Genomic DNA, 23,409 nt, shown 5'->3' with positions numbered 1-23,409 from the left:
GGAAAACGCAGCATGTCCGAGCGGTTCGCCTCGATCCGCTCGGACATTTCGAACTACTGAATGCCGCTCTGGCAAGTGAGGTCCGTGCTACCAGTGATGGTGCCCGTGACCGTAATGGCCATATCCCGGGCGACCATAGTATCCGCCGTAGTACGCTCCGTAAGGGGCCGGATATCCGTACCGCGGAGCACCATAGGGAACGCCACCATAAAAATATGGCTGCGGCGCTACAGGTGCGGGATACGCGTAAGGCGCGGCATATCCGTACGGCGCGACGCCTGGGTATCCGCCGCTATACCCAAAGTTGTATCCCGGGGTTCCGATCGAGAAATTGAAATAACCCGGCGCGGCTTGGACGACACGGGGATCCGCCAACCCCGTCGCTACCACCAAGACTCCCACGACCATCATGGCCATCAGTGCGCGTCTCATGTCCTTGCTCCTTACTCCATGCCCACTCTGCGGGTAAATGAAAAGCGGACTTAGTGGGCCCCGATCCGCATTCCATTAGCAGGTTAAGGATGCAGGTGCCGTGCCGGATCAAACAAGTCGCACGCGGAATGCGCGCAAGTCCAATGCCTGCTTCTCATACGAGTGCCGAGGAGAAGTGTCGGCACGCGGAAGCCGTGCAGTTTCCTGTCGCAAACCCGCGACAGATTCACTCGAACTGACGACGTCCAACTTTGCTCGTTCGATGCGTCGACTGCGCGTTCGCCTGCGAGATCTTCGGAGCAACTTTTCAGTAGGACGAGCGCGCGTGAGCGATTAGCTTACGTGCATGCAAAACCCTGAGCCCATAACGAGCACGCGCGATGCTGAAATGCCGACCACGAAGCAAGGGCGATTGCTGCGCTTGGCGGTCGCAACGGTTTGGCTGGCTGTGGGGCTGCTGGTGACGCTTCTGCTGGTGGAGTGGCGGATGCGAATCCTGCATCCAAGTTGGCTAGCGTTCATAGCCTTGCTTCTGATTGCCGCGGGCGCCGCCGCGGGAGCCGTAGGACTTGCCATCTGGGAATTGATTCGCGCGAAGCGCCGATCGGCAACTTTCTTGTGGGCAACCGCGGCATTGTTTCCGCTTTGGCTCTTCGCGATGCCGTTCATGGCGGCTCGCCGCCAATGGGACGAACGTCAGGCCCCTCATGGCGCCGCTGGGCAAATCGTGATCGTGGCCGCTGCCAGTCTCATGGAAGGGCAAGCTGCCTACATCTTTCCGCAACACCTGGAGACCGAACGACTGGTCATGTTCTATCGCGACGTCTCGCGGCCCGATGCGGACGCCGCGGCGATGGATCAGCACGTGGCCGAGCTCGAAAAGAAGATTGGACACGCGTTGCGCGGCAAAGTGCATTGGGTGCGAGGGTCGTTACTCGGCCAAAACAAGTGCTCGTTTTTGGGGCTCGCGTTGGGGAGCACAGCCAGTCCGTCGGATTGGGCCAGAACCGAGGGGAACTTGGACCGGCACGAGCTGGCGCATGCTGTAATCACTCAGCAGCGTCCTGTTACCGCCGACCCACCCATGTTGCTGCACGAAGGTTGGGCCGAGTCGCAGTCGGGATTTAGTTCTGCGGAACTCGCCGCAAGGGCGTTTCAAGCACGAGAATTGAATCCTGGCCTGACCGTCGCCGACTTACTTGGTCCCGATTACTACTATCGTCCGCTTGGCGAAGTTTACACGTATGGCGGCGCGCTGGCCGATTTTCTGATTCGACGCTTCGGAGTCGCGCGCTTCGTCGAGCTCTATAACCGCTGTCAACTGCGGACAGCAGGCGAAGATTTTGAAGCGTTCCTCGGCTCCCCGCTCGCCGAGATCGAAGCACAATTTTGGGCCGACGTTGCCGAGACTCGTGGTTCTTGATTGCGCCATGGATTACCACGAGGATTCCGGCGCCAGCAGCTCAGCCGCGATACGTGGCAAAGCAGCGCGGCGTTTCCCACAGGTGCGCTTCCACGATCGGGAACCCTTGCGCGGCGGTGAATTCGTAGATCAGTTTGGCGATGTTCTCGGCCGTGGGATTCTCGTCGAGCAAAAAGACCGGCTCGCCCGTCTCGCGCATGAGCGGAACGAACGGATCATTGCGGTGCAACAGCATGCGATGATCCAGGTGGTCGTCGATCCACTGACTGACCACCCGCTTGATATCCGAGAAGTCGAGTAGCATTCCCCGGTCGTCGAGCGATTCCCCCTCGAGCACGATGACTGCACGGCCGTTATGCCCGTGCAGGTGGCGGCACTTGCCGTTGTAATTCAACAGACGATGGCCATAGCAGAAGTCGATTTCGCGCGTCACTCGAAACATGCGTCTGTCAGCCGTCCTCGACGGGCAGCCCCTGAGTCAGGTGGTAAGGCAAAGTATGAGCGGCGTTGATTCGGCAGCGTTAATCAGTTCCCGCAGTATCAGCGTATTGCGTCGGATCCGGAAGGTCGGCGTCACGAAATGCATGCTGTCGCTCGGCGCACTTGTTACAGCGACCGCAGTGCAAACCATTTTCGGGAGCAATGCACGAAAAGGTTAGTTCCAACGGGACGTTGTGTCCCATCTTCATAACCTGGCGTTTGGCCATGGCACCAAAGGGCCGTTCGATGTGCAAATCACCAAGAGTCGCCTGATTCAACACCGCTTCGTAGGCCGCGAAGAATTCATCCGTCGCATCCGGAAAAGGATTCGACGCCAATGGGGCAAGCGCCAGTCGCTTCACTCCGCGCAACTGGCACCACAGCACGGCCTTGATCAGCAGCAGCGCATTTCGCCCCGGCAGATAAACTGCCTCGTCGGGCGTTTCCGCATCCGGCACAGCCGTGCCAGTGGTGCTCCAATGCGCCCCATACACGTCACCGAGTGGGAGGTCCAAGACAACCAAGGGAGCCAGGGTCGGTTGGGCAATGGCCTGCAAAAAGAGCCGCAGCCAAGCTAGCTCGGTCTCCTCCCAGGCCAGATGCGAGCGGACGTAAAAAGGCTGGACCGAATGCCCGGTCGCGAGCAGATGGGCAACCAGGATCGAACTATCAAGGCCGCCGCTGACCAGCACGCCAATATCCGCAGGTGCTTGTGGGCCGGCCATGGAAACAGTTGATCCTTTATCGCAAAGAGAAACGATGCTGGCTGGCGGTCATTGTAGGTGTCGCCGCTGGCGGGTCGAGCCAGCTCTCGCGGGCGTGGTCGGCCATGCTACCAGTTCGACAGGTCTTTGCCCGAGACCCTGCTTCAGAAAATTCGCACGCGGACTTGACCTTGTGGCTGCCAAACCAGGCCGGTACACTTCGCCGCCTGTTTTCCTATCTCGTTAGTTTTTGCGTCCTTTCTGCGCGATCAGCGGTTCCGTTTATCTCCGAGCAGTTTCCCCAAGAGTGGTCGCGGCGACCCTGCACGTAGGTGACCCGGCCGACGTTTAGGCCCGGTAACTGTGGCGGATTTAACGTGATCGATCCCCGGTTCGGATGGGCTGGGAGATCGAAAAGGTTCGGTTGTAGCGATATCCCGGTACCGAAGGTCAGGGGCGCGGCCCTGAACCGGGTGGTTTCCGGCAATTTGTAAGCAGTCGAGAGAGCGTTTTTTGTTGAATCGAATTCTGGGGTTCTTAGAATGGACTAAGTGCCCCAGTTTCCCTAATCCCATCAGCCCTAGGTGGTTGCATGAGACGAGTGATCCTGGGTGCCCTGGCTGGCGCTGCTCTGGTTTACGCCGCTGTGGCGGGAGGAAACGAGAGCGGCCGTGCCTGGGCGCAGCGCGCGACGGTTTCGCCCGAGGTTTCAACCGGACTGATCACGCATCCCGTTCAAATGGCCGACGGCCGTCAGATGCTGACGATCGTCGATCCGCGGACGCAGGTGCTGGGTTACTATCAACTCGATCCGGTCAAAGGCGAGATCGTTCTCAAGGGAATACGGAACATTCACTGGGACCTGCAGATCGAGGAGTACAACGGCGTTAGCCCGTTGCCCTCGGAAGTACGGTCGCTGGTGGACCAGAGATAATCGTCCGCCCAAACGCGCAAGCGTCCGGCGGATCGAGTCCGTTTGCAGACAGCAAATGGACACAACCGCTTGAGGGGGACGCATGAGCAAGTTTGTTACTTTGGCCGAGGCGGCCCAACAACTGGGTGTCAGCGAAGAAGAGGTCAACGAATTGCGCCTACGCGGTGACCTGTACGGGTACCGCGACGGAACAAGCTGGAAATTCAAACCCGAGGACATCGATCGAGTCGCCGAAAAGCGATCTGGTGGCGCCGTCAGCAGCGATCTTTCGGGCGAGTTCATCATGGGTGACTCGCAAGAGATCAGCGACGCACCGATCGACCTGGTCATCGACCCGGACGACATCGACGATTCCTCCGACGAAGTAGTTTTGCTCAGCGAGTTCGAACTGGGAGAGTCGGGACCGAGTGCATCGGCGACGATCATCGGCAAGCCGGGCTTGCCGCTGTCGAGTGCCGAAAGCGACGTCAAGCTTCGCTCGCTGGATGATGATATTGCGGGTGCGTCGAACACGATGATCGGGCGGCCGGGTTCTCCGCTTCGTCCGAATGAGAGTGCGATAAAGCTCGAGGCCGTCGGAGGAGAAGAGCCCAGCGCGTCCAATACGATGATCGGAACTCCCGGGCAACCGCTCGGGCCCGCCGAGAGCGCAGTTCGCCTGCAATCCGTCGGTCCTGAGTTGGAAAGTCCGTCGAGCACGATCATCGGAAAGCCTGGCCAACCACCGTCGGCCGATGAAAGTGTCATCAAACTCAGCGCGTTCGAGGACAATGATTTTGACCTGGGAACATTTCCGACGAGTCCTCCTGCCGGGAGTGGCGTGGTACCGCCCCCGAAGGCTGGCAGCTCGACAGTGTTCGCCGGCGAGGCAATTCCGGATCCCGTTATCGACTCGGGAATTACCCTGGGCGATGAGCATTCGGACGATGATTTCGTACTAGGAGGACCTGGCAGCGACATTACGATTAGCCCGGGCGACAGCGGCATTTCGCTGGTCGATCCGGCCGACAGCGGATTGTCGCTCGATGCTCCGATCGAGCTGAGGTCCGATGGCGGCGAAGCGTCGTTCGAAATGTCCGAATCAGGTGAAGACCTCAGCGGCGTCACGGAATTCGATTCCGACGAGGTCATGGAGCTGAAAACAAGTGACGAGTTCCTTTTGACGCCGATGGCGCCCGAGGGAGAAGAAGCGTCTGAAGATAGTGGTTCACAAGTTATCGCGATCGATTCCGGTTCCCCTTTCGAAGGTTCGGATTCGAGCATGTTCGCCGCGGCCGATGGGGCCATGTCGACGATGCTCGAAGAAGACGTCGGTGGGGGCCCGTCGCTGGCCGAGGGTGGACTTGGCGGCGGTGGAGCTTCGCCGGCATTCGCGGCGTCCGGTGCGCAGGTGCAATCCTTCGGTGTGGAAACGCCTTATCCCGTGTGGGTGGTGCTGCTGATGGGATTCTGCCTGCTGTTTTTGGCGCTGTGCGGGATGATGATGTACGACCTGATGAGAAACATGTGGAGCTGGAACGCTCCCTATTCGGTCAATAGCACGATCATGGATGCCATCATGGGATTGTTCGGTTAGCAGTCGCGCCGGCAAGAAACGCTCGGCGCTCGAAAGCACCGTACGATCGAAACGATACGTGGATTCGAAAGGAGTCGAATCATGGGCCAGTTCATTCGAGGCACAACCGGCATTGCGCTCGCGCTTACCGCGCTAGCCTGCGGCTGCCAGTGGCCTTCGTCGGGCAAGCTGTCGTCCGCGCAGAGTCAGAATCAAATCCTGACTGAGCAAGCCCAGGCACAGCAGCAAGAGATCGAGAATCTCAAGGCTCACAATCGCGCGGTCGAGAATCAACTGATCCAGGCCGAGGAAGAGCTGGCCGAGATGGACCAGCGTCTGGGAGTCGATCGCAAGCAGATTGCCAACTTTCAGCGCGAGCGCAAGACTCTGCGCGGCGAGGTCGAGACACTCGTTCATGGCGCTCGCGGCCCGCGCGGTTCAGCCCGTGACCTGCGCTTGGAAGAGCTTTCGCGGCGCTACGATTGGTTGGCCTACGATGCCGAGACGGGGGTCAGCCGCTTCGACATCGACGTGCTGTTCAACAGTGGCGAAGCCGAATTGCACGCGGGCGCTAAAGAGACGCTCGATGGTCTTGCGCATTTTCTCAAATCACCCGAGGCCAGCGAATTGCGCGTAATGATCGTCGGCCATACCGATGCCCGACCGATCGCCAAGCGGCCGACGCGGGATAAGTACCCCGACAACTGGCATCTCAGCGCCGCCCGCGCGCTGGCTGTAGCGGACTATCTACGGCATCGTGGTGTGCGCGACGACCAACTTGGTGTGGCCGGATATGGCCAGCACCAGGCCCTCTCGGAAAACGACACCGCCGCGGACCGGCACCAGAACCGCCGCGTCGAAGTCTTCGTGATGGGCCCCGAAACGCCTGTCGTCGGCTGGACCGAGACCACGACCAATATGTATTAACGCCGTGTTCCCCTCTTCCAGGCCCTCGCCTGACGAGCCCCATGCTCGGGACTCTTTGTCCTTGCCCGCCGCCGTGGCGCCGCGGGGGGCATATATACTTTCGCCGCTTGACGGCGCTATAATGGGCATGAGGGATTTGGGCCTGCCGCGCCTCGCTGGGCGCCCCCGCCGCTGAACGGGCCCTGGGTTCTCCTTCTCAGCCCTAAGTATTTGCCGCATGCCCGTTTATACGTCGCGATTGCCGTACTGTTTCTACTGCCCGAGTCGGCGCCCGTTGGTATTGCGCGGACGACTATTCGTCGCTTTCCTGATGGGGCTAAGCCTGTCGGCCCTCGGTTGCGAGCGACAGGAAAAAATCAGCCGCTACCGGGTGCCAAAAGAGCATGTGCTCAACAAGGAAAATGGCCCTGAGCCGGGCGATGCCGCCCCGAGTGCTGCGGAGGATTACCGGATGCTGGCCGCGATCGTGCCACGCGACCCTCAGGCGTGGTTTTTTCGCCTTTTAGGTCCGGCTGACGTCGTGGCCGGCGAAAGTGCGAACTTTCTGGCGCTCGTCAAATCGGTGCATTTCGGCGCGGAGGGAACGCCGGAATGGAGTCTGCCCCAAGGCTGGCAACAAAAGCCGTCCTCGGGGATGCGCTATGCGACGATTGAAGTTTCCTCCGCCGGCGGACCGCTTGATCTGAGCGTGACTGTGCTGCCGCGCAACGAGCCGAATCTCGATGTGTACACGCTTTCGAATTTGAATCGCTGGCGTGGTCAATTGGGGCTGGCCGACCTATCGCCTGCGCAGTTGGGCGAGAATATCGATCGCTTCGAAGTCGACGGCGCGACGGTCACTTTCGTCGATCTGCTCGGCAAGAAACCGCAGGACAACATGTCGCGCGCACCGTTTGCCGGGGGCGCGATGCCTCCGTCCGGACCGATGGCGGGAGCCGGCCGACCATCGGCACCGATGCCCAATAGCGCGCCCGCTGCACCGATGCCTGGCTCGGCGTCTCGAGAATTGACATATAACGTGCCGCCCAGTTGGACCGAGGTGACGGCCAGCGGGATGCGCCGCGCCTCGTTTTCGGTCGGCGCAGGCGGTGAGGCCAGCGTAATCAGCCTGGGCGCGTCGGGTGGAACCTTGTTGCCCAATATCAATCGTTGGCGCGAACAGGTGCAACTTGGCGCGACCTCGTCAGAGGAATTGGAACGCGAGGCGAAAAAAGTTGAAGTGGGTGGTCTGCCCGGTGACCTGGTCGAACTTCTCGGGGCCGAGAAGGCGATCTTGGGGGCCGTTGTGCAGCGCGGCGAACAAACCTGGTTTTTCAAAATGACCGGCACGCCTGAACTGGTGAAGAGCGAACGAGCGAATTTCGAGTCGTTCTTGCATTCGGTGAATTTCACGAAGCCGGCAGCGGGGCAATAATCCGGCCAAGATTGGTTCCCTGTCCCGCGGCAAAGCAGGCACGTGAACAGACGCCTTCAAACGGCGACAGCGAATAACAACGAGCGAGCGAGACTTATGGCAAGCGATATTCTGCAGCGCCGTCACGCGGCTGGACTGGACGACGATCGGCAGGCACCCAGCCTTACTGGCGTGGTGGCCGACGTGCTGCGCCCCGTGGCCTCACTAAAGTTGACGGTCGCGCTAATGGCGATGGCCATCTTCTTGATCATGGCCGGCACGCTGGCGCAGATCGACAAGGATATCTGGCAGGTCATGGGGGAGTACTTTCGTACTCCCGTGGCGTGGGTCGATCTGCCCGTTTTCTTTCCGCGATCTTGGAACGTGCCCAATATCGTTTTTCCGTTTCCCGGGGGATTTACGATTGGCGGCGCAATGCTGGCCAATCTTTTGGCCGCGCACACGTTGCGATTCAAAATCCAAGCACGCGGCACGCGATTACTGGCCGGCCTGGCGGTTATCGCTGCCGGCGCCGGTATGACCTGGGTCGTCGTTTCCAGCGGATCGAGCCGCGGCGGATTGCAGGACGCACCGCTCATTGAGTGGTCGTCGTTGTGGACGGCGCTGAAGGCCGGGCTAGGCGTGCTGTGGTTGGGAACGTTATTCGCGCTAGTCAAACTTGACCCTTCACGACGCGGCGAGCGAATCGGCCTGGCGATTTTCGCAGCGGGTTTGGGAGTGTTGATCGCCTGGTTATACATGCGCAGCGATTTCGAACTCGGCGCATCGTCACTTCGCATCTTGTGGCAACTGCTCAAGGGGGGCGTCGCCAGCCTCGTATTGTTGGCAGGTTGCGTGCTGCTATTCCGCAAGCGAGCCGGCGTGGTGCTACTGCACGGCGGCATCGCCCTGATGATGATCAATGAAATCGTGGTTTACGGGCTGCATTCCGAAGCCTTGATGCAGATCAAGGAAGGGGAAACGGTCAATTACGCGCAAGACATTCGCGCCGTGGAACTGGCCGTGATCGATCCGTCGAACCCTGACGAAGACGAGGTCGTGGCCGTGCCGAAATCGTACCTGACCGCGGGGAAGATCGTCAAAGACGAGAAACTTCCGTTCGATTTCGAGGTCGTGAAGTTTCTCGACAACTCGAACCTGCGCGAAGTGAAGCCGGGCGAAACGAATCTGGCGGACACTGGCACAGGTTTGCAATTCGCAGCCGACGCGGCCCGGCCCGGCGCGGGCGCCGACACGAATAGCAAGGTCGACATGGCGGCCGCCTATGTCCGTATTTTGGATAAGCAGAACGGTGACAAGTCGCTGGGCACCTACCTGGTCGGCATTCTGCAATCGTTCAAGGGGGGCGGCGAGAAAGTCACGGTCGACGGCAAAACGTACGACGTGGCGCTCCGCTTCAAGCGCGATTACAAGCCCTATTCGATGCATTTGATCGATGGCCGCTTCGACAAATACATGGGGACCGACAAGCCCAGCAATTACTCTTCGGACCTGCGGCTGGTCGACACTTCGCGCAACGTCGATCGCAAGGTCCACATCTGGATGAACAACCCGCTGCGCTACGGCGGCGAAACGTTTTATCAGTCGCAAATGGAAGTCGATCCCGCGACCGGGCGCGAGTTCACGGGGCTGAGCGTGGTCGCGAACGCCGGCTGGATGATTCCCTACGTGGCCTGCATGATCGTGGCCACGGGGCTGCTGGCCCATTTTTCGATCGTGCTGACGCGTTTTTTGAAACGTCGCGCTGTGATCGATTCCGCCGAGAGCCCGCCACCTGTTCCTGGTCGTCGGTCGAGACCGACACCGCAACAAAGTTCGACCGGTAGTTGGGCGATGCCGCTGGCCGTTGTCGGCGCAGCGCTGCTCTTTGTCTTCTCCGTCGTTCGTCCTACGCGCGTAGCAGAAGATCAGTTGAATCTCGACGCCTTCGGCAAGCTGCCCGTGATGTACGAGGGCCGCATGAAGCCGTTTGACACGCTCGCCCGGAATAGTCTGCGCGTGATTTCGGATTCGGAGACCTACACCGATGAGAACGACAAACGTCAGTCGGCCGTGAAATGGTTGCTGGACGTGATCGCCGATCCCCCCGAGGCGGCCAAGCAGAAGATTGTACGCATCCAGAATTTGGAAGTGCTCGACATGCTGGGCCTTTCCCGGCGCAAGGGCTTTCGGTATTCGGTCAACGAGTTTCGCGATCACATGGCCGAATTCGACAAGCAATCGCAGGCGGTCCATGCCGTCGAGCCGGCGGACCGCAGCATTTATCAGAAAAAGGTACTCGAACTCGATAACCGGTTACGGCTGTATTCGACGTTGTTGACCTCGTTCGATCAGCCGCAGATTCGCCGCGAGAACGCCGCCGAGGACCTGCTCGAGGCAATGCGCCAGCAGCAAAAAATATTCGCCCGCATCCAGGCGCCCTTAGCCATTCCGCCAGCCACGGGCAAAGGTGACTGGGATCCGTACGTGACGGCCTGGACCAAAGCGTTCGCGCAGGCGAACCTGATGAATCAGAAGCCGAACCCTGCCACGATGGCCTTTAACGAGATCATCGTGGCGTACGCCAAGAAGGATGCCTCGGCCTTTAATAAAGCCGTGGCCGAGTATCAAAACGACCTGCGGAGCGCTCCTCCCGAAGACCTGAACGAACGGAAGATCGACTTCGAGGCCTTCTTCAATCACGCCCGGCTATTCTTCTGGGCGTCCTGGATGTATGTCGCCGCATTTGCCTTGGCGGCGATCGGCTGGCTGGGTTGGTCTCGGCCGTTGAATCGTGCCGCGTTTGGTCTGGTCCTCTTTACGTTCGTCATTCATTCGATGGCTTTGGTGTCACGTATTTACATTTCGGGTCGCCCGCCGGTGACGAATTTGTATTCCTCGGCAATCTTCATTGGCTGGGGAGGCGTGTTGCTGGGCATCGTTCTGGAGCTCGTTTATCGGCTGGGAATCGGCAATATCGTTGCCGGCGCGGTTGGTTTTTCGACACTCTTGATTGCCGATAAGCTGGCCGGCGACGGAGACACGTTCACTGTTCTACAGGCCGTGCTCGATACACAGTTCTGGCTGGCGACGCATGTCACATGCATCACCTTCGGGTATACAACGACCTTCGTAGCCGGCGCCCTGGGGATGATATATATCTTGGGAGGAGTGCTGACTCCCTCTCTGACAAAGCGCATGGCCGACGACCTGGTGCGGATGATCTACGGCAGCGTCTGCTTCGCGATCTTCTTTAGCTTCGTCGGCACAGTGCTAGGAGGGCTGTGGGCCGATGATTCCTGGGGCCGCTTCTGGGGCTGGGACCCCAAAGAAAACGGGGCCCTGATCATCGTGCTCTGGAACGCCCTAGTACTGCACGCCCGGTGGGATGGCATGGTGAAAGATCGCGGGCTGGCCGTCCTGGCCGTGCTAGGAAATATTGCCGTGGCATGGAGCTGGTTCGGCGTGAACCAGCTATCGGTCGGCCTGCACTCGTACGGCTTTACCGAAGGGATAGCGCTCGCGCTACTGGTCTTCGTCGCGTCGCAATTGGCAATCGTCGCGCTGGGGCTGTTGCCACGACAGAAATGGTGGAGCACTCGCGCGGCGATGCAGGGATAACGCTTACCTTCTGCGAGTTGCAGAGGGAGCCGGTGCATCCGGCACAATGCGAGATGCCATGACCGGCGTCGCCGTCGGCAACCGGCTGAGCACGAGCGCCGCTTGCGGAGTGGCTGGCACCGAGGGCGCATTGGCGATGGCGATAGCCCGTGCCAAATTCACGGCCGGTTGCGGTTGCGTGCGAGGTTCGAACAGCAGCCCTAGACCTGCCTGATTGCTGATAAGTGGCCGGCCACGTTCGGGAATGCCGACGATGGCCATTCTCCCTTGGGCGTCGATAAAGAATTCGAAGGCCAGGCGATCGTACGCAAAGACTTCGTTTGACGACTCGTATTTCGCCTGGCAGCCCAGTGCCGTTGAAGCGGCCGCCAACAGCGAACGCCCGAGGCGTCCCGCGCCGCCGATGACGGTGCCCCGCATTTCGACGATACGTCCGTTTTGAAAATGTGCCGGTTTGGCGAATTCGACTTCGACGTTCCCCTCAATGAAATGGCCAAAGTACGGCCTCACGATTGCCGCCAGGTTCACGTCGGTCAGGCGGCCCCGCACGGCAATCTGACCAGCAGCGGCGTCACGAACCCAGATCGAACCGTGCAGCCGGCTGTTATTCAGTCCGGGCAAATCGCCGACGATTGCCGTCAGCCACGAGCAGGGAACGCCATCGTCCCCGGAATGCAATTCCCATTTGTCGGTCGGTGTGCCCGTGGAATGATCACGCGCAAAACGGAGCGATATGCGATCGGTTGTCGCGCCCGCATCGGCCGACGGGTCTTCGGAATTCTGCGGACCGATCACGAACCGCGCTGCGCTCTCTTCGTCGCTGGCATGAATCACTCCGCTTGCCGTCCAGGTCTCGGCCGTGTTACGATCCGCGATTGTGATCGAATCGATCGCCAGCGTCAGATTCACGTTGGTCCCACGTTCACGGCGCAACACTCGTTGCAGTAGGGCGTGACAGCCGGCGAGTCCGTCCGGCTCGATCGTTAGATCGCTGAGCGTGAGTCGGTCGTCCCCCTTGAGTGCTGACCTGCGGTACTCGGCCTGGCGGCAGGTCGCGATCGGTTTCCCGGTCTCAGCGTCGGCCAGTACCAAGTCGTTGTAGCGCACCGTGCCCGGTCGCGGATGCGCGATGGTGCTGAATCCGACGCGCACGCCAAGCGCTTGGCGCAGCGACCACTGCTCGCTTTGACCGTGTACCGGAGAATGCCGATACGTACCCCAAATCGTCAGGGCCAGCAGCGGTGACAAACAGCCGAGCACGAAGCCGGCGCGGCACAATTGTCGGCGTGTGATTTGACGCAGTCGGAACATCCTTGTTCTTTCGGCTTAACGTCGGAATGGCGAATTAGCGTTCGCGTGCCATCTGCTGGAACAAATCCCAGCGGGCGCGCATTTCGGCCAGGCTGTCGCCGCCGAACTTCTCGATCAGGGCCGCCGCGATCTCGAACGCGACGACGTTTTCCAGAATGACTCCGGCCGCCGGCACCGCGCACACATCGCTGCGCTCGTAGGCCGCGGCTTCCGCCTGCTTGGTGCCCAGGTTGATGCTCGCCAGCGGCTTACGCAGCGTGCTAATGGGTTTCTTGGCGGCGCGAATCACTAGCGGCTGACCATTGGTCATGCCCGCCTCGAGGCCGCCGGCATTATTGGTCGGGCGGACGTAGCCCAGGTTCGGCGTGTTTTGCTGGCTCTGGTCGAAATGAATGGCGTCGTGAACCTGGGAACCGCGCCGGCGGGCCGCCTCGAAGCCGAGGCCGATCTCGACGCCCTTGATCGCCTGCACCGCCATCACGGCCTGTGCCAGACGCCCGTCGAGCTTCACATCCCATTGGGCGTGCGTTCCCAGGCCGAACGGCAGACCTTCCACGCGAACTTCCAGAATGCCGCCGAGCGTATCTCCCTCTTTGCCACAGGCATCGATCAGACCTTTGACTTCCTGATCCTGCTCCGGGTTGAGCGAGTAAATCTCGCTGGCATCGCGCAACGCGCGCTGTTCGGCCAGAGTGCCGGCTTGCGGTTCGATCGCGATCCCTCCCAACTCGACGGTGTAGCCGAACGCTTCGATGCCGAATTGGGCGAGCAATTGCTTTGCCAACGCGCCGGCGGCAACTCGGGCCGCGGTTTCACGCGCACTTGCGCGTTCCAGGATGCCGCGAATGCTTCCCAGATGCTTGATGGCACCCGTCAGGTCCCCATGCCCGGGGCGAGGGCGATCCAAATCTTCCAGTCGTTCGAGCTTATTGTCCTTATTGGGAACCAGTAGCGCGATCGGGCTGCCGAGGGTTTGCCCTTTCCAGACGCCGCTCAGAATTTCGACATGATCGGTTTCGATCCGCTGCCGGCCGCCGCGGCCGTAGCCTCCCTGACGACGCCGTAGATCGACGTCGATGGGGTCGGTCGCGATCGGTACGCCGGCGGGAAAGCCCTCGACCAACGCCATCAGCGCTTTGCCATGCGATTCTCCGGCGGTCCAATAGCGCAGCATGGGCTTTCAGTATCTGGAAAAGAGGGTGAAGCCAGGCGTGCTGGGCGGGCAGCACGACCGAAAACGCCCATTTTAACTGGGGCCATTGCAGGCGGACAGGCCCCGTGGACAACCGACAGGCGTATGTTGGCCAGCGGAAGCTCTTGGGCATGCTACGACTGCAACCCTAGCGGCGCAAGCGAATGCGCGCCGTAAGGGGCTATCGGCTAAATCGGTCGAACCGAGCGAAAACTTGCCCGTGCTATCGCCAAGGAAAGCTGCGGCCCGTCAGACGTTCGTACGCCTCGATGTATTTCTCGCGGGTGCGAACAACGACGTTTTCGGGCAGCTCAGGAGGCGTGCTGTTCTTGTCCCAATCGGTCGTTTCCAGCCAGTCACGTACGAACTGCTTGTCGTACGAAGGAGGGCTGCCGCCGGGGCGATAACCGTCGACGGGCCAGAACCGCGAGCTGTCAGGCGTCAACACTTCGTCGATCAGGATCAGCTTGTCGTGAAAGCGTCCCCACTCGAACTTCGTGTCGGCGATGATGATGCCCTTCGTGCGTGCCAATTCGGCTCCGCGTTCATAGACGCTGATGCTGCGCTCGCGTAGTTCTTCGGAGACCTCTTTGCCAACGATCTCGACCATTTGCTCGAACGAGATGTTGATGTCGTGTCCCGACTCTTCCTTGGTCGCTGGAGTAAAGATCGGCTCTGGCAACTGAGCGCTTTCGGTCAATCCGGCCGGCAGCTTGATGCCGCAGACAGTGCCTTGCTTTTTGTATTCCTTCCAACCCGACCCGGATAGGTACCCGCGCACGACGCATTCGATCGGCACGACCTGTGTCTTGCGAACGAGCGTTGTACGTCCAGCCAGCGGCTCTCGCGAGGTGCCAGCCGGAATTTCTTCCATGCGATCGACGTCGGTCGACAGAACGTGATTCGGCTCGCCCAATTCGTCGAACCAAAACGAGCTAAGCTGCGTCAGCACGCGACCTTTGTCAGGGATGCCGGTGGGGAGCACCCAGTCGAACGCGCTGATTCGGTCCGTTGCGACCAACAGCAACTTGTCCCCCAGGTCGTAGACGTCCCGCACTTTACCGCGACGAACTGGCACGCCATGAATCGACGATTCCAAAACGGCCGACGTGGTGGGCATACTAAACCTCCTTGACATTGAAACTCGACGTTTGCGGGGCACGAAGCGATGAGTTCGACGGACCGCAATTTTTATTATTGCGCAGAGCCCCGGTGTTAAGGGGCCCTGGCCAAGTCGTGCGCCGGGCCGCTGCATCGATTTCATCGCAGTGGCCGAATCGCGGCGAATATACCAGTCGAGCGCGGGCTCGGCCAGTTGCCCGCCCTTACCCGCGGCTTCAACCATTAAGAGGTGCCTGAGAATTGGCTAAACTTGCCGGGTTCGCCACGCTGGGCTAGACTCGGCCGAGGTAGCGAAGGCGGTAATTTGTCCTCCGAATCGGGTCTTCTCAGGCGGCACGCCAGCGCGGACGTAGCTGACTGGTGCGACTAAGGATCTTGCGTCGATGGGCCTTATGCGGTTCTTGGTCGCCCCGGCTAACCGCATTTCTCCCGAGGCGGCGGCCCGCGCCTATCTGTTTGGTTCCGAGCAGATTCCCTGGGTTAGCCGCGTTCAATTCCAGAAGGGCGTACTTAGCCTGGGTCGGAATGAATCGGATTCGGCCTGTCTTTGCATACCCTATCCCATTCCAGGACGAGGCGAAGTGGCCTTAATCACTGGGACGTTGATGGAGCGTTTTGCGCCCTATCATCTGACCGTGGAATTGGCGCGCGGAAAGATCAATCAACTGCGGACTCAAATCGTCGAATGGCAGGCGATGGGAATGGTGCCCAAGGAGCATCATCTCGCGGCGCTGCGGCAGGCGATGGGGCACCTTTCGCTGGCTGTAACATCGCAGAACGACCCGCTCGCGGCCACCGAGCATGCCGAACGTGCGATAGCCCGCGCTTTGGACCTGGCCGATCGGCTGACGGCCCGTTACGTCAAAAAGGTCGTGGCCACGCGACGTCGGGCCGGAACCCGGTTGCCTGCCGTGTTAGGAGGAAACCTCGGATCAAAGCTATTGCGCGCGACGGTGGCGCGGCAGTTCCTAGCCGCCTTTAACTCGGCGGCCGTGCCGTTGAAGTGGCGGGATGTCGAAGCGCAAGAGGGGACGTACCGCTGGGAAATTGCCGATCGTCAAATCGCCTGGTGCCACGAGCACGATTTACCGGTCGTTGGCGGTCCACTTTTGCAACTGGACGACCGTGGCCTGCCTGACTGGTTGGCGATCTGGCAGGGGGACTTTGACAACATCCTGGCATTCGTCAGCGATTACGTGGAAACGGCCGTTCAACGCTATGTCGGCAAGGTCAGCCTGTGGCAGTGTGCCGCGCGTGTGAATGTAGGAGCCGTGCTTGGCCTGACCGACGAAGAACGGCTCCGGCTGGCCGTACGTGCCTTTGAGATAACGCGAAAGCTCGATACCAACACGCCCGCCATCCTGTGCTTCGATCAGCCGTGGGGCGAGTACATGGGGCAGGCCGAACGTGACCTGTCGCCGCTCCATTTTGCCGACATTCTCGTACGCTCCGGTCTCGACCTGTCCGGCATTGGCTTAGAATTGAACGTCGGATACGCGCCGGGAGGAAGCTACCTGCGGGATGCCTTGGAGTGCAATCGGCTGGTCGATCGTTGGGCCCTGCTCGGAACCCCTTTATGGTTCTTCATTACGACGCCATCGGGCCAGGCTACCGATAGCCAGGCTTTCGGGCGTGCGCGACCCACGGGCGGCCCGCTGCCAGACGGTTGGACGCCTCAAGCGCAGCGCCAATGGCTGCGGCATATCGTACCGCTGCTATTAACAAAGCCCGCGGTGCGCGGCGTGATTTACAACCAACTATGCGATTCGCATCCGCATGAATTCTCCGACGGGGGATTGCTCGACGCGGAGGATCTTCCGCGTCCTGCATTTCCCATGCTCGCCAAAGTTCGCAAGAAGTACCTGTCTTAGTTCCCGCGGTATGCATACTGCCGCCAACGCCTACTGACCCTGGTTTGTGGGAAGGTCGCGAAACGGCAAGTCGTCCGGCGTAACGCGTACTGCCGTCGTGAACTTGAAGGGGAACTTGAAACCGCTGTCGAACACGAGTTCGACGAAGTATGCGGTCCAGCCCTCGGCCGGCCGCGCCACTTTGGCCACGTACTCTCCTTCGGCGCTGGGCATCAACTCGTGGCTGGTGTATTTCGGGCCGAGCGTTTCCAGTCGGAAATCGCGCGCCTTAGGATTCGTCGCCTGCCAGACGTTGACCTTGATCGGCTTCTCGCGCGTGGTCACGTGGATCGCGTCATCCTCGAATTTCCAAGTGAAATGGGGGCGAGGCTTATCGGTCAGGATCGCGTTGTAAAATGCCATCACGCTTTCCAGGGCGTCGCTACCGCTCAGCGAATGGTTCGCATTCGGCACGTAACGCAAATACTTCTCTCCCTTCAACTCGGCGAAATAGAACTGCGAAGAGTCAGGCAGAAAGAACTCATCACCGGCGGCATTGACGATGAACTTGGGCATCGTCAGTCGATCGATATAGGAATAGGGATCCTCGATTTTCAAAAGCGCCGTATACGCCGCGCTATCTTTCATTTCGAAGATCTTGTGTCGCACGTAGTCGCCGACCGAGGGAGCCCAGAATCCGTAGGCATGGTGGTGATGATCCATCGAGTGCCGCACGTTCAAGACGTCGATCACGATCGGCACGATGGCCACCACACGCTTGTCGACGACGCCGGTGAGCCACGTGGTCCAGCCGCGCTTCGATCCGCCGGCCACGACGAAGCCTTCGATGGGCAGCTTGCCCGCTTCTTCCGTCGCCATGAAGGCCTGGATAGCATCCATGGCTCGCACTGCGCTTTTCACCATCGGCATCCGCGCGGTCCAGGTCAGATCGCCCGTCATCATCAGTTTCATCCATGTGTAAGCGATCAGGTCATCTTCGACGCGATGCTTGCCGTCCTGGTGAAACTCGAGGGGCTGGTTGGGAACCATGCTCAATTCCGCCACGACCGAGCCAGTGCCGAGCGCCGATTGCTTCACGAGATCGCTCGACTTCGCCGGGGGATCGGTCTTTTTGCCACCGCCTCCGATGAACAGCATTCCGGTTTTGCTCGTCACCCGATCGGGTTTGACGATCGTCAGCCAATGCTCCCACAGAGTGCGATCAACTTCCTCGGCGGATCGCCAGGATTGGGACTTAAGGTCAATGACGTAGGTCGTGCAGCCATCGCCTGGAATCGTGCTAGCAACCTTCCAGGCGTAGCTGTCATCAGGTTTCGCGACATATTCGTCGAGGGCTGTCCGGCCCGACGCCGGGGCGTCGGCGGCGAATGCATGCACCGCCAGCAAACCGGACACAACCAGGGCGCTCAATAGACCTGGCAGACGAAATGCCCACCTTTGAGGGATTGCCATCGTCGAACCTTCCAAAATAAAGGGGTGTACGAATGCAGGCGATTTTTCCTAACATGGCTCGCCTTCGAGGCAGCGTCAATGAGCAGCAAGCGTCGGTCCAAACGCCGTTTCGCGCGGAACCAGCCGCTGGCTGTGCATAAACGCTGACAAAAAGCCGATAGGTGATATTCGCTTTCGGTGGTGGCCAACGAAGTTCGGGCGTCGGCCGATTATTCGCGAGTTCGAGCGCGAGTGGCGAATTCAAGAGGTATCATTGCGACCCGAGGCAAACCATCCATGACCGCCATTCTGGGTATTTCGGCGTTCTACCATGATTCGGCCGCGGCACTGGTCGTGGACGGCCAGATCGTGGCGGCCGCGCAGGAAGAGCGCTTCACACGCAAGAAACATGACTCGGATTTCCCCCAAAAGGCGATCGAGTACTGCCTGTCCGTGGCCGGGTTGAGCCCCGATCAGCTCGATTACGTCGGCTTCTACGACAAGCCGCTCACAAAGTTCGAGCGTCTGCTGGAAACGTACTTGGCCTTTTCGCCTTCCGGTTTCCGTTCGTTCCGCCTGGCGATGCCGTTATGGCTGAAGCAGAAACTTCACCTGCCGCGCGAGATCGATCGTGGGCTGCACCAGGGCTACAAAGGGCGCTACGTCTTCACTGACCATCACGAGTCGCATGCCGCGAGTGCATTCTTTCCTTCGCCGTTCGAAGAGGCGGCCATCCTGACGCTCGACGGCGTCGGTGAATGGAGTACGACTTGCGCGGGGGTTGGCCGCGGTAACAAGCTGGTCCTCGATCAAGAGGTCCGCTTTCCGCACTCGCTCGGTCTGCTCTATTCGGCGTTCACCTACTACACCGGCTTTCGCGTCAACAGTGGCGAATACAAGCTCATGGGGCTCGCCCCTTACGGCCGCCCGACTTACAAATCGCTGATTCGCGAGCACCTGATTGACTTGAAGGAAGACGGCTCATTCCGGCTCGACATGAGCTACTTCAACTACTGCCAGGGGCTGACCATGACGTCGGCCAAATTCCATGCGCTATTCGGTGGTCCGCCGCGCGAGGCCGAGTCGCGCGTCACACAGCGCGAGATGGACCTGGCCGCCTCGATCCAGTCCGTGACGGAGGATGTGATGCTGCGCTGTGCGCGGCACGTGCATCAGCGTACCGGAATGAAGAATCTGGTCCTGGCCGGTGGTGTAGCGTTGAACTGCGTTGGCAACGGACGCATCTTGCGCGAAGGACCGTTTGAAAACATTTGGATTCAGCCGGCGGCAGGTGACGCGGGGGGTGCGCTCGGCACCGCGCTATTCATCTGGCACCAGTTGCTCGATCAGCCCCGGCGACCGCAAAAGCACGATCAGCAACACGGCTCGTTCCTGGGGCCGGAATTCAGCGATGACGAAATCGTCGACTACCTCGAGCAAAGTGGCGCCGCTTACACGACGTGCGCCTCGGACGAGCAATTATGCGACGAGGTCAGCTCGCTGATCGCCCAGGAAAAAGTCATCGGCTGGTTTCAGGGACGCATGGAGTTCGGACCGCGCGCCCTCGGGGCGCGCAGCATCATCGGCGATCCGCGTAGCGAGAAGATGCAGTCCGTGATGAACTTGAAAATCAAATTCCGTGAATCGTTTCGCCCATTCGCACCGTGCGTGCTGCAGGAAGAGGTTCACCGGTACTTCGAGATGCGTCCGGGTGAAGACAGCCCTTACATGCTGCAAGTGGCGCCGGTGCGACGCGAGTGGCGTTGCGAATTGGGGAAGAATTACGAGCAGGCGTTCGGCATCGAGAAGCTGAACTTCATGCGGTCCACGCTCCCGGCGATCACGCACGTCGATTATTCGGCGCGCGTGCAAACGATCGATCGGGTGCGCAATCCGCTCTTTCACCGGTTATTGACCCGGTTCTATGAAAAGACCGGCTGTCCGGTGCTGATTAACACCAGCTTCAACGTGCGCAGCGAGCCGATCGTCTGTACGCCGGATGATGCCTATCGTTGTCTGCTGATGACTGACATGGACGTGCTGGTCATGGGGCGGCAGATCATCGTCCGCGACGAGCAGCCGCAGGTCGCGCAGGAAGACCGCGCCAAGCATCTGGCACAGTTTCAACTGGATTAGCGAGGAAATCAGCCGATGGCCTTGATTGATATCGCTTGGAAACCTTCGGACCGCCAATTACGACAATTCGGCGCGATCGCGCTTGTCGCGCTGCCACTGGCGGGATGGCTGTTTAGCGGCAAGCCTTGGCCGGCCGCCGTCACACACGCGCAGGGTACGGCGATCGTCACGCTGGCTGCCCTGGGAGTTATCGCCGCGGTCTTGGCCGTCGTTCGCCCCCAGACGCTGCGATGGCCGTTTGTCGGCGCGACGTTGGTGACGCTGCCCATCGGCCTTGTGGTCGGCGAGATCGTGCTGGCGGTGATCTACTTTGGCATGTTCTTACCGGTGAGCCTGATCTTTCGGCTCATGGGACGCGACGCCCTGGAGCGGCGTGTCGATCGCAATGTGAGCTCATATTGGCAACCGAAGACACAGCCGGCGGGGCCAGAGAGCTACTTCCGGCAGTCTTAAATTGATCGCAAACGAACATTCTTTTCCGCCGCTGGAGGGATCTGGCCGTGAGCACAAAGCTTTCAACTCTCGTCGAACCCGACAACTCGTTTCAAGAGCTGAAAGGCCAGGGACGTAGCGGGCTAATAAACGAGTTCCTATACTTCCTGGGGCAGAATAAAAAGTGGTGGTTGCTGCCGATTCTGACCGTGATTGGCATGGTTGGAATTCTGGTATTGCTGGCCGGCACGGGCGCAGCACCGTTTATCTACACGATGTTCTAGTCGACGACCGGTATGCCTCGTCGAGCTAACGATGCGAGACGGATCGTGAATTTTCGTCTGTCGCGTATTGTGGTCTATCCGATCAAGTCGCTCGACGGCATTTCGCTCGAGTCCACCCAGGTGTTGCCCACCAGCGCGCTGGCGAACGATCGGCGCTTCGCAATGCGCAGTGCTCGCGGCGACTGGATCAGCGGAAAAACCAACCCGGCCGTTCATTATTTGCGGGCTCACTTCGCCGTCGATGCGGCCAGCGTGCGGCTCGTCTCCGAGATCGATGGCCGAGAGGCGGAGTTTGTTCTGGCTGATGACAGAGAACAGTTAAACGCCTGGCTGGCAGATTTCTTTGAAGAGCCGGTCATGGTCGTCGAGAACGATCGCGCCGGGTTCCCAGACGACACCGACTCGCCCGGCCCGACGATTGTCAGCCGGCAATCGATCGAAGAAGTCACGGGCTGGTATCCCGGATTCACCGTCGAGGACGTTCGCAGCCGCTTCCGGGCTAATCTCGAATTCGATGGCGACGCACCGTTTTGCGAGGATCGGCTAGTGGCCGACCGACAGCATGTCGTGCGTTTCGCGATCGGTGACGTGATTCTCGAAGGCGTGACGGCTTGCCAACGCTGCATCGTGCCCACCCGACATCCGCGGACAGCCGCAATCTATCCGCGGTTCGCACGGCTATTTGCCGAACATCGGCAGGCGACGCTCCCGGCTTGGACCGTGACGGAGCGCTTCGATCACTATTATCGCCTAACGGTGAATACGCGACTCAGCCCGCTCACCACCGAGGGAGATATCCGCGTCGGTGACGAAGTGCGAATCCTGGAAGTCGTGCCAGCCTAAGGGCACATGACGGGAGGACGTCATGCATCATGGCCGAATCTAAACCGGCCGCGCTTCGATCACGCTCACGTCGGCCGCGGTCGGAACGATCCGTTCCAATTTCAGGCCAGACTGCCCTAGAAGCGTGCGGTATTGGTCCTCGGTGCGTTCCATGCCGCCAGGCAAAACCATCATCGCGAGGTCGAGCATTTTGCCGACCGATGGTTCGTTGCCGGGCAGAATGACGCTTTCCACAACCAGCAGCCTGGCCTTGGCATGCATCGCCTGGCGGCAATTGCTCAGAATCTGTTTCGACTGCTCGTCGTACCAGTCGTGGATGATGTGCCGTACGAGGTAGGCATCGCCCCCGGCGGGGATCGATTCGAAAAAACTGCCGCCCACCAGCTTCGTCCGTGCGTCGACTTTTGCAGCGCGAAAGTTCGGCTCGGCGGCCTGCACCACGTGAGGCAAATCGAAGAGGATGCCTCGCATGGCAGGATAACGTTCGAGCACGCTCGCCAAAGTCTTGCCATTTCCGCCCCCGACATCAACGAACGTTCCGACGTCGGCCAGATCGTAGGCGTCAAGCATGGCCTTGCTTTCACGGCCATGCACGCTGGTCATAGCGGCGTCGAAGATGCGGGCTTTCTCTGGATGCTTGCCCAGGAAATCGAAGAGCGGCTCGCCAAAGGTCTTTTCAAATGCGCAACCGCCGGTTTGCACGCTGTAGAGTAGATTCTGCCAGGCCTTGGAAGGCTCGTCCCCGATCATCATCGCAAACGCCCACTGCGATTCCGGGGCGTCTTTCTTGAGGCACTCGGCGAGCGGCGTGAGGTGGAATTTATGTTGCTCGTCCTCGCGGAAGATCCCCAGGCTGGCGAGCGTTCGCAGCAATCGATACAGCGACGGCGCATGAGTTTTCGTCGAGGCGGCCAATTCCTCGGCCATGCGCGGGGTGTCGGACAACAGACCCGCAATGTCCAGCCGCGCGGCGACATAAATCGCTTGAGTCAGGACCTGGCCGTTGAGCATCTGGGCAATCGTTCGAGCGGGCGAGGCATTGTCCACGATTGGAATATCTCCCTGGCAAAATGCCAGAATGGGGAACGCGTGATTCGACAGACGGGATATTCTCGAAGGTTTGCCGCCCGTGGGCAAGGAAGCCCGACGATTGCGGAACATTAAGGTTCCGTGAGAGGTCCGGATGGATTGCCAACTGCGCTATTGCATTTATGGGGGGCGGGCGGCGCTATGCATTCCGTCAGATCGCCTTTGGATTACACTGTGCGTTTGCCAATTCCGTTCGCAACGTTATGTGCCCCGCCCCGATCCATGCCAA

19 protein-coding genes are annotated in these 23,409 nt (G+C 60.0%); 11 read left to right on the top strand and 8 right to left on the bottom strand.

The window, feature by feature from the left end; genetic code table 11:
- Positions 1 to 87: 87 nt before the first annotated feature.
- The gene (locus tag VGN12_28995) at positions 88 to 432 is read right to left on the bottom strand and encodes a hypothetical protein (GenBank protein ID HEY4313524.1); all 345 of its coding nucleotides are present in this window, start codon (positions 430 to 432) and stop codon (positions 88 to 90) included.
- Between the two features lie 388 nt (positions 433 to 820).
- Between VGN12_28995 and VGN12_28990 the strand changes: the two genes are divergently transcribed.
- Positions 821 to 1,855, top strand: coding sequence for a hypothetical protein (locus tag VGN12_28990; protein ID HEY4313523.1), 1,035 nt, complete (start codon positions 821 to 823; stop codon positions 1,853 to 1,855).
- A gap of 40 nt (positions 1,856 to 1,895) precedes the next feature.
- On the opposite strand, the gene VGN12_28985 is transcribed toward VGN12_28990, so the two are convergent.
- Positions 1,896 to 2,297 carry a 6-carboxytetrahydropterin synthase gene (locus VGN12_28985; protein ID HEY4313522.1) on the bottom strand — a complete coding sequence of 134 codons (402 nt, stop codon included), beginning with the start codon at positions 2,295 to 2,297 and terminating at the stop codon, positions 1,896 to 1,898.
- Between the two features lie 79 nt (positions 2,298 to 2,376).
- On the bottom strand, positions 2,377 to 3,060 hold the full coding sequence (locus VGN12_28980) for a 7-cyano-7-deazaguanine synthase (protein ID HEY4313521.1): 684 nt from the start codon (positions 3,058 to 3,060) through the stop codon (positions 2,377 to 2,379).
- A 571-nt stretch (positions 3,061 to 3,631) separates the two neighbouring features.
- Here VGN12_28980 and VGN12_28975 point away from each other — a divergent pair.
- The 5 genes from VGN12_28975 (at position 3,632) to ccsA (ending at position 11,469) form a co-directional block, all read left to right on the top strand.
- On the top strand, positions 3,632 to 3,973 hold the full coding sequence (locus VGN12_28975) for a hypothetical protein (GenBank protein HEY4313520.1): 342 nt from the start codon (positions 3,632 to 3,634) through the stop codon (positions 3,971 to 3,973).
- Between the two features lie 82 nt (positions 3,974 to 4,055).
- A complete protein-coding gene (locus VGN12_28970; protein ID HEY4313519.1) occupies positions 4,056 to 5,549 on the top strand; it encodes a helix-turn-helix domain-containing protein in 1,494 nt (497 codons plus the stop codon).
- Positions 5,550 to 5,630: 81 nt separating this feature from the next.
- Positions 5,631 to 6,455: an OmpA family protein gene (locus VGN12_28965; GenBank protein ID HEY4313518.1), complete on the top strand. Its 825-nt coding sequence runs from the start codon at positions 5,631 to 5,633 to the stop codon at positions 6,453 to 6,455.
- A gap of 217 nt (positions 6,456 to 6,672) precedes the next feature.
- Entirely contained in the window at positions 6,673 to 7,869 is a 1,197-nt protein-coding gene (locus VGN12_28960) for a hypothetical protein (GenBank protein ID HEY4313517.1), read from the top strand.
- Positions 7,870 to 7,965: 96 nt separating this feature from the next.
- The gene (gene ccsA / locus VGN12_28955; protein HEY4313516.1) at positions 7,966 to 11,469 is read left to right on the top strand and encodes a cytochrome c biogenesis protein CcsA; all 3,504 of its coding nucleotides are present in this window, start codon (positions 7,966 to 7,968) and stop codon (positions 11,467 to 11,469) included.
- A 3-nt stretch (positions 11,470 to 11,472) separates the two neighbouring features.
- Here ccsA and VGN12_28950 read toward each other — a convergent pair whose 3' ends face one another.
- The 3 genes from VGN12_28950 to VGN12_28940 all read right to left on the bottom strand — a co-directional run bounded on the left by VGN12_28950 (position 11,473) and on the right by VGN12_28940 (position 15,092).
- Positions 11,473 to 12,780: a hypothetical protein gene (locus VGN12_28950; GenBank protein ID HEY4313515.1), complete on the bottom strand. Its 1,308-nt coding sequence runs from the start codon at positions 12,778 to 12,780 to the stop codon at positions 11,473 to 11,475.
- A gap of 34 nt (positions 12,781 to 12,814) precedes the next feature.
- The gene (gene aroC, locus VGN12_28945) at positions 12,815 to 13,954 is read right to left on the bottom strand and encodes a chorismate synthase (protein ID HEY4313514.1); all 1,140 of its coding nucleotides are present in this window, start codon (positions 13,952 to 13,954) and stop codon (positions 12,815 to 12,817) included.
- 241 nt (positions 13,955 to 14,195) lie between these two features.
- A complete protein-coding gene (locus VGN12_28940) occupies positions 14,196 to 15,092 on the bottom strand; it encodes a phosphoribosylaminoimidazolesuccinocarboxamide synthase (GenBank protein ID HEY4313513.1) in 897 nt (298 codons plus the stop codon).
- Positions 15,093 to 15,477: 385 nt separating this feature from the next.
- On the opposite strand from VGN12_28940, the gene VGN12_28935 reads away from it, so the two are divergent.
- Entirely contained in the window at positions 15,478 to 16,965 is a 1,488-nt protein-coding gene (locus VGN12_28935) for an endo-1,4-beta-xylanase (GenBank protein HEY4313512.1), read from the top strand.
- Between the two features lie 30 nt (positions 16,966 to 16,995).
- Here VGN12_28935 and VGN12_28930 read toward each other — a convergent pair whose 3' ends face one another.
- Positions 16,996 to 18,417 (bottom strand): PhoPQ-activated pathogenicity-related family protein, encoded by a 1,422-nt coding sequence (locus VGN12_28930; protein ID HEY4313511.1) that lies wholly within the window; start codon positions 18,415 to 18,417, stop codon positions 16,996 to 16,998.
- A gap of 276 nt (positions 18,418 to 18,693) precedes the next feature.
- On the opposite strand from VGN12_28930, the gene VGN12_28925 reads away from it, so the two are divergent.
- From VGN12_28925 to VGN12_28910, 4 genes are read left to right on the top strand one after another with little or no spacing between them, the layout of a single operon-like run.
- On the top strand, positions 18,694 to 20,532 hold the full coding sequence (locus VGN12_28925; protein HEY4313510.1) for a carbamoyltransferase: 1,839 nt from the start codon (positions 18,694 to 18,696) through the stop codon (positions 20,530 to 20,532).
- Between the two features lie 15 nt (positions 20,533 to 20,547).
- Positions 20,548 to 20,985, top strand: coding sequence for an SxtJ family membrane protein (locus tag VGN12_28920; protein HEY4313509.1), 438 nt, complete (start codon positions 20,548 to 20,550; stop codon positions 20,983 to 20,985).
- 47 nt (positions 20,986 to 21,032) lie between these two features.
- Positions 21,033 to 21,248, top strand: a complete 216-nt coding sequence (locus VGN12_28915; protein HEY4313508.1) for a DUF5989 family protein — start codon at positions 21,033 to 21,035, stop codon at positions 21,246 to 21,248.
- A gap of 45 nt (positions 21,249 to 21,293) precedes the next feature.
- Entirely contained in the window at positions 21,294 to 22,091 is a 798-nt protein-coding gene (locus VGN12_28910) for an MOSC N-terminal beta barrel domain-containing protein (protein ID HEY4313507.1), read from the top strand.
- Between the two features lie 39 nt (positions 22,092 to 22,130).
- Here VGN12_28910 and VGN12_28905 read toward each other — a convergent pair whose 3' ends face one another.
- Complete coding sequence (locus tag VGN12_28905) at positions 22,131 to 23,138, bottom strand: methyltransferase (GenBank protein ID HEY4313506.1); 1,008 nt, start codon at positions 23,136 to 23,138, stop codon at positions 22,131 to 22,133.
- Positions 23,139 to 23,409: the final 271 nt, after the last annotated feature.

The organism is Pirellulales bacterium (genome assembly GCA_036499395.1).
In the GTDB taxonomy this organism is placed as follows: domain Bacteria; phylum Planctomycetota; class Planctomycetia; order Pirellulales; family JACPPG01; genus JACPPG01.
Note: the sequence above shows the minus strand (reverse complement) of the source record. Positions and strands in the feature narration are given on the sequence as shown.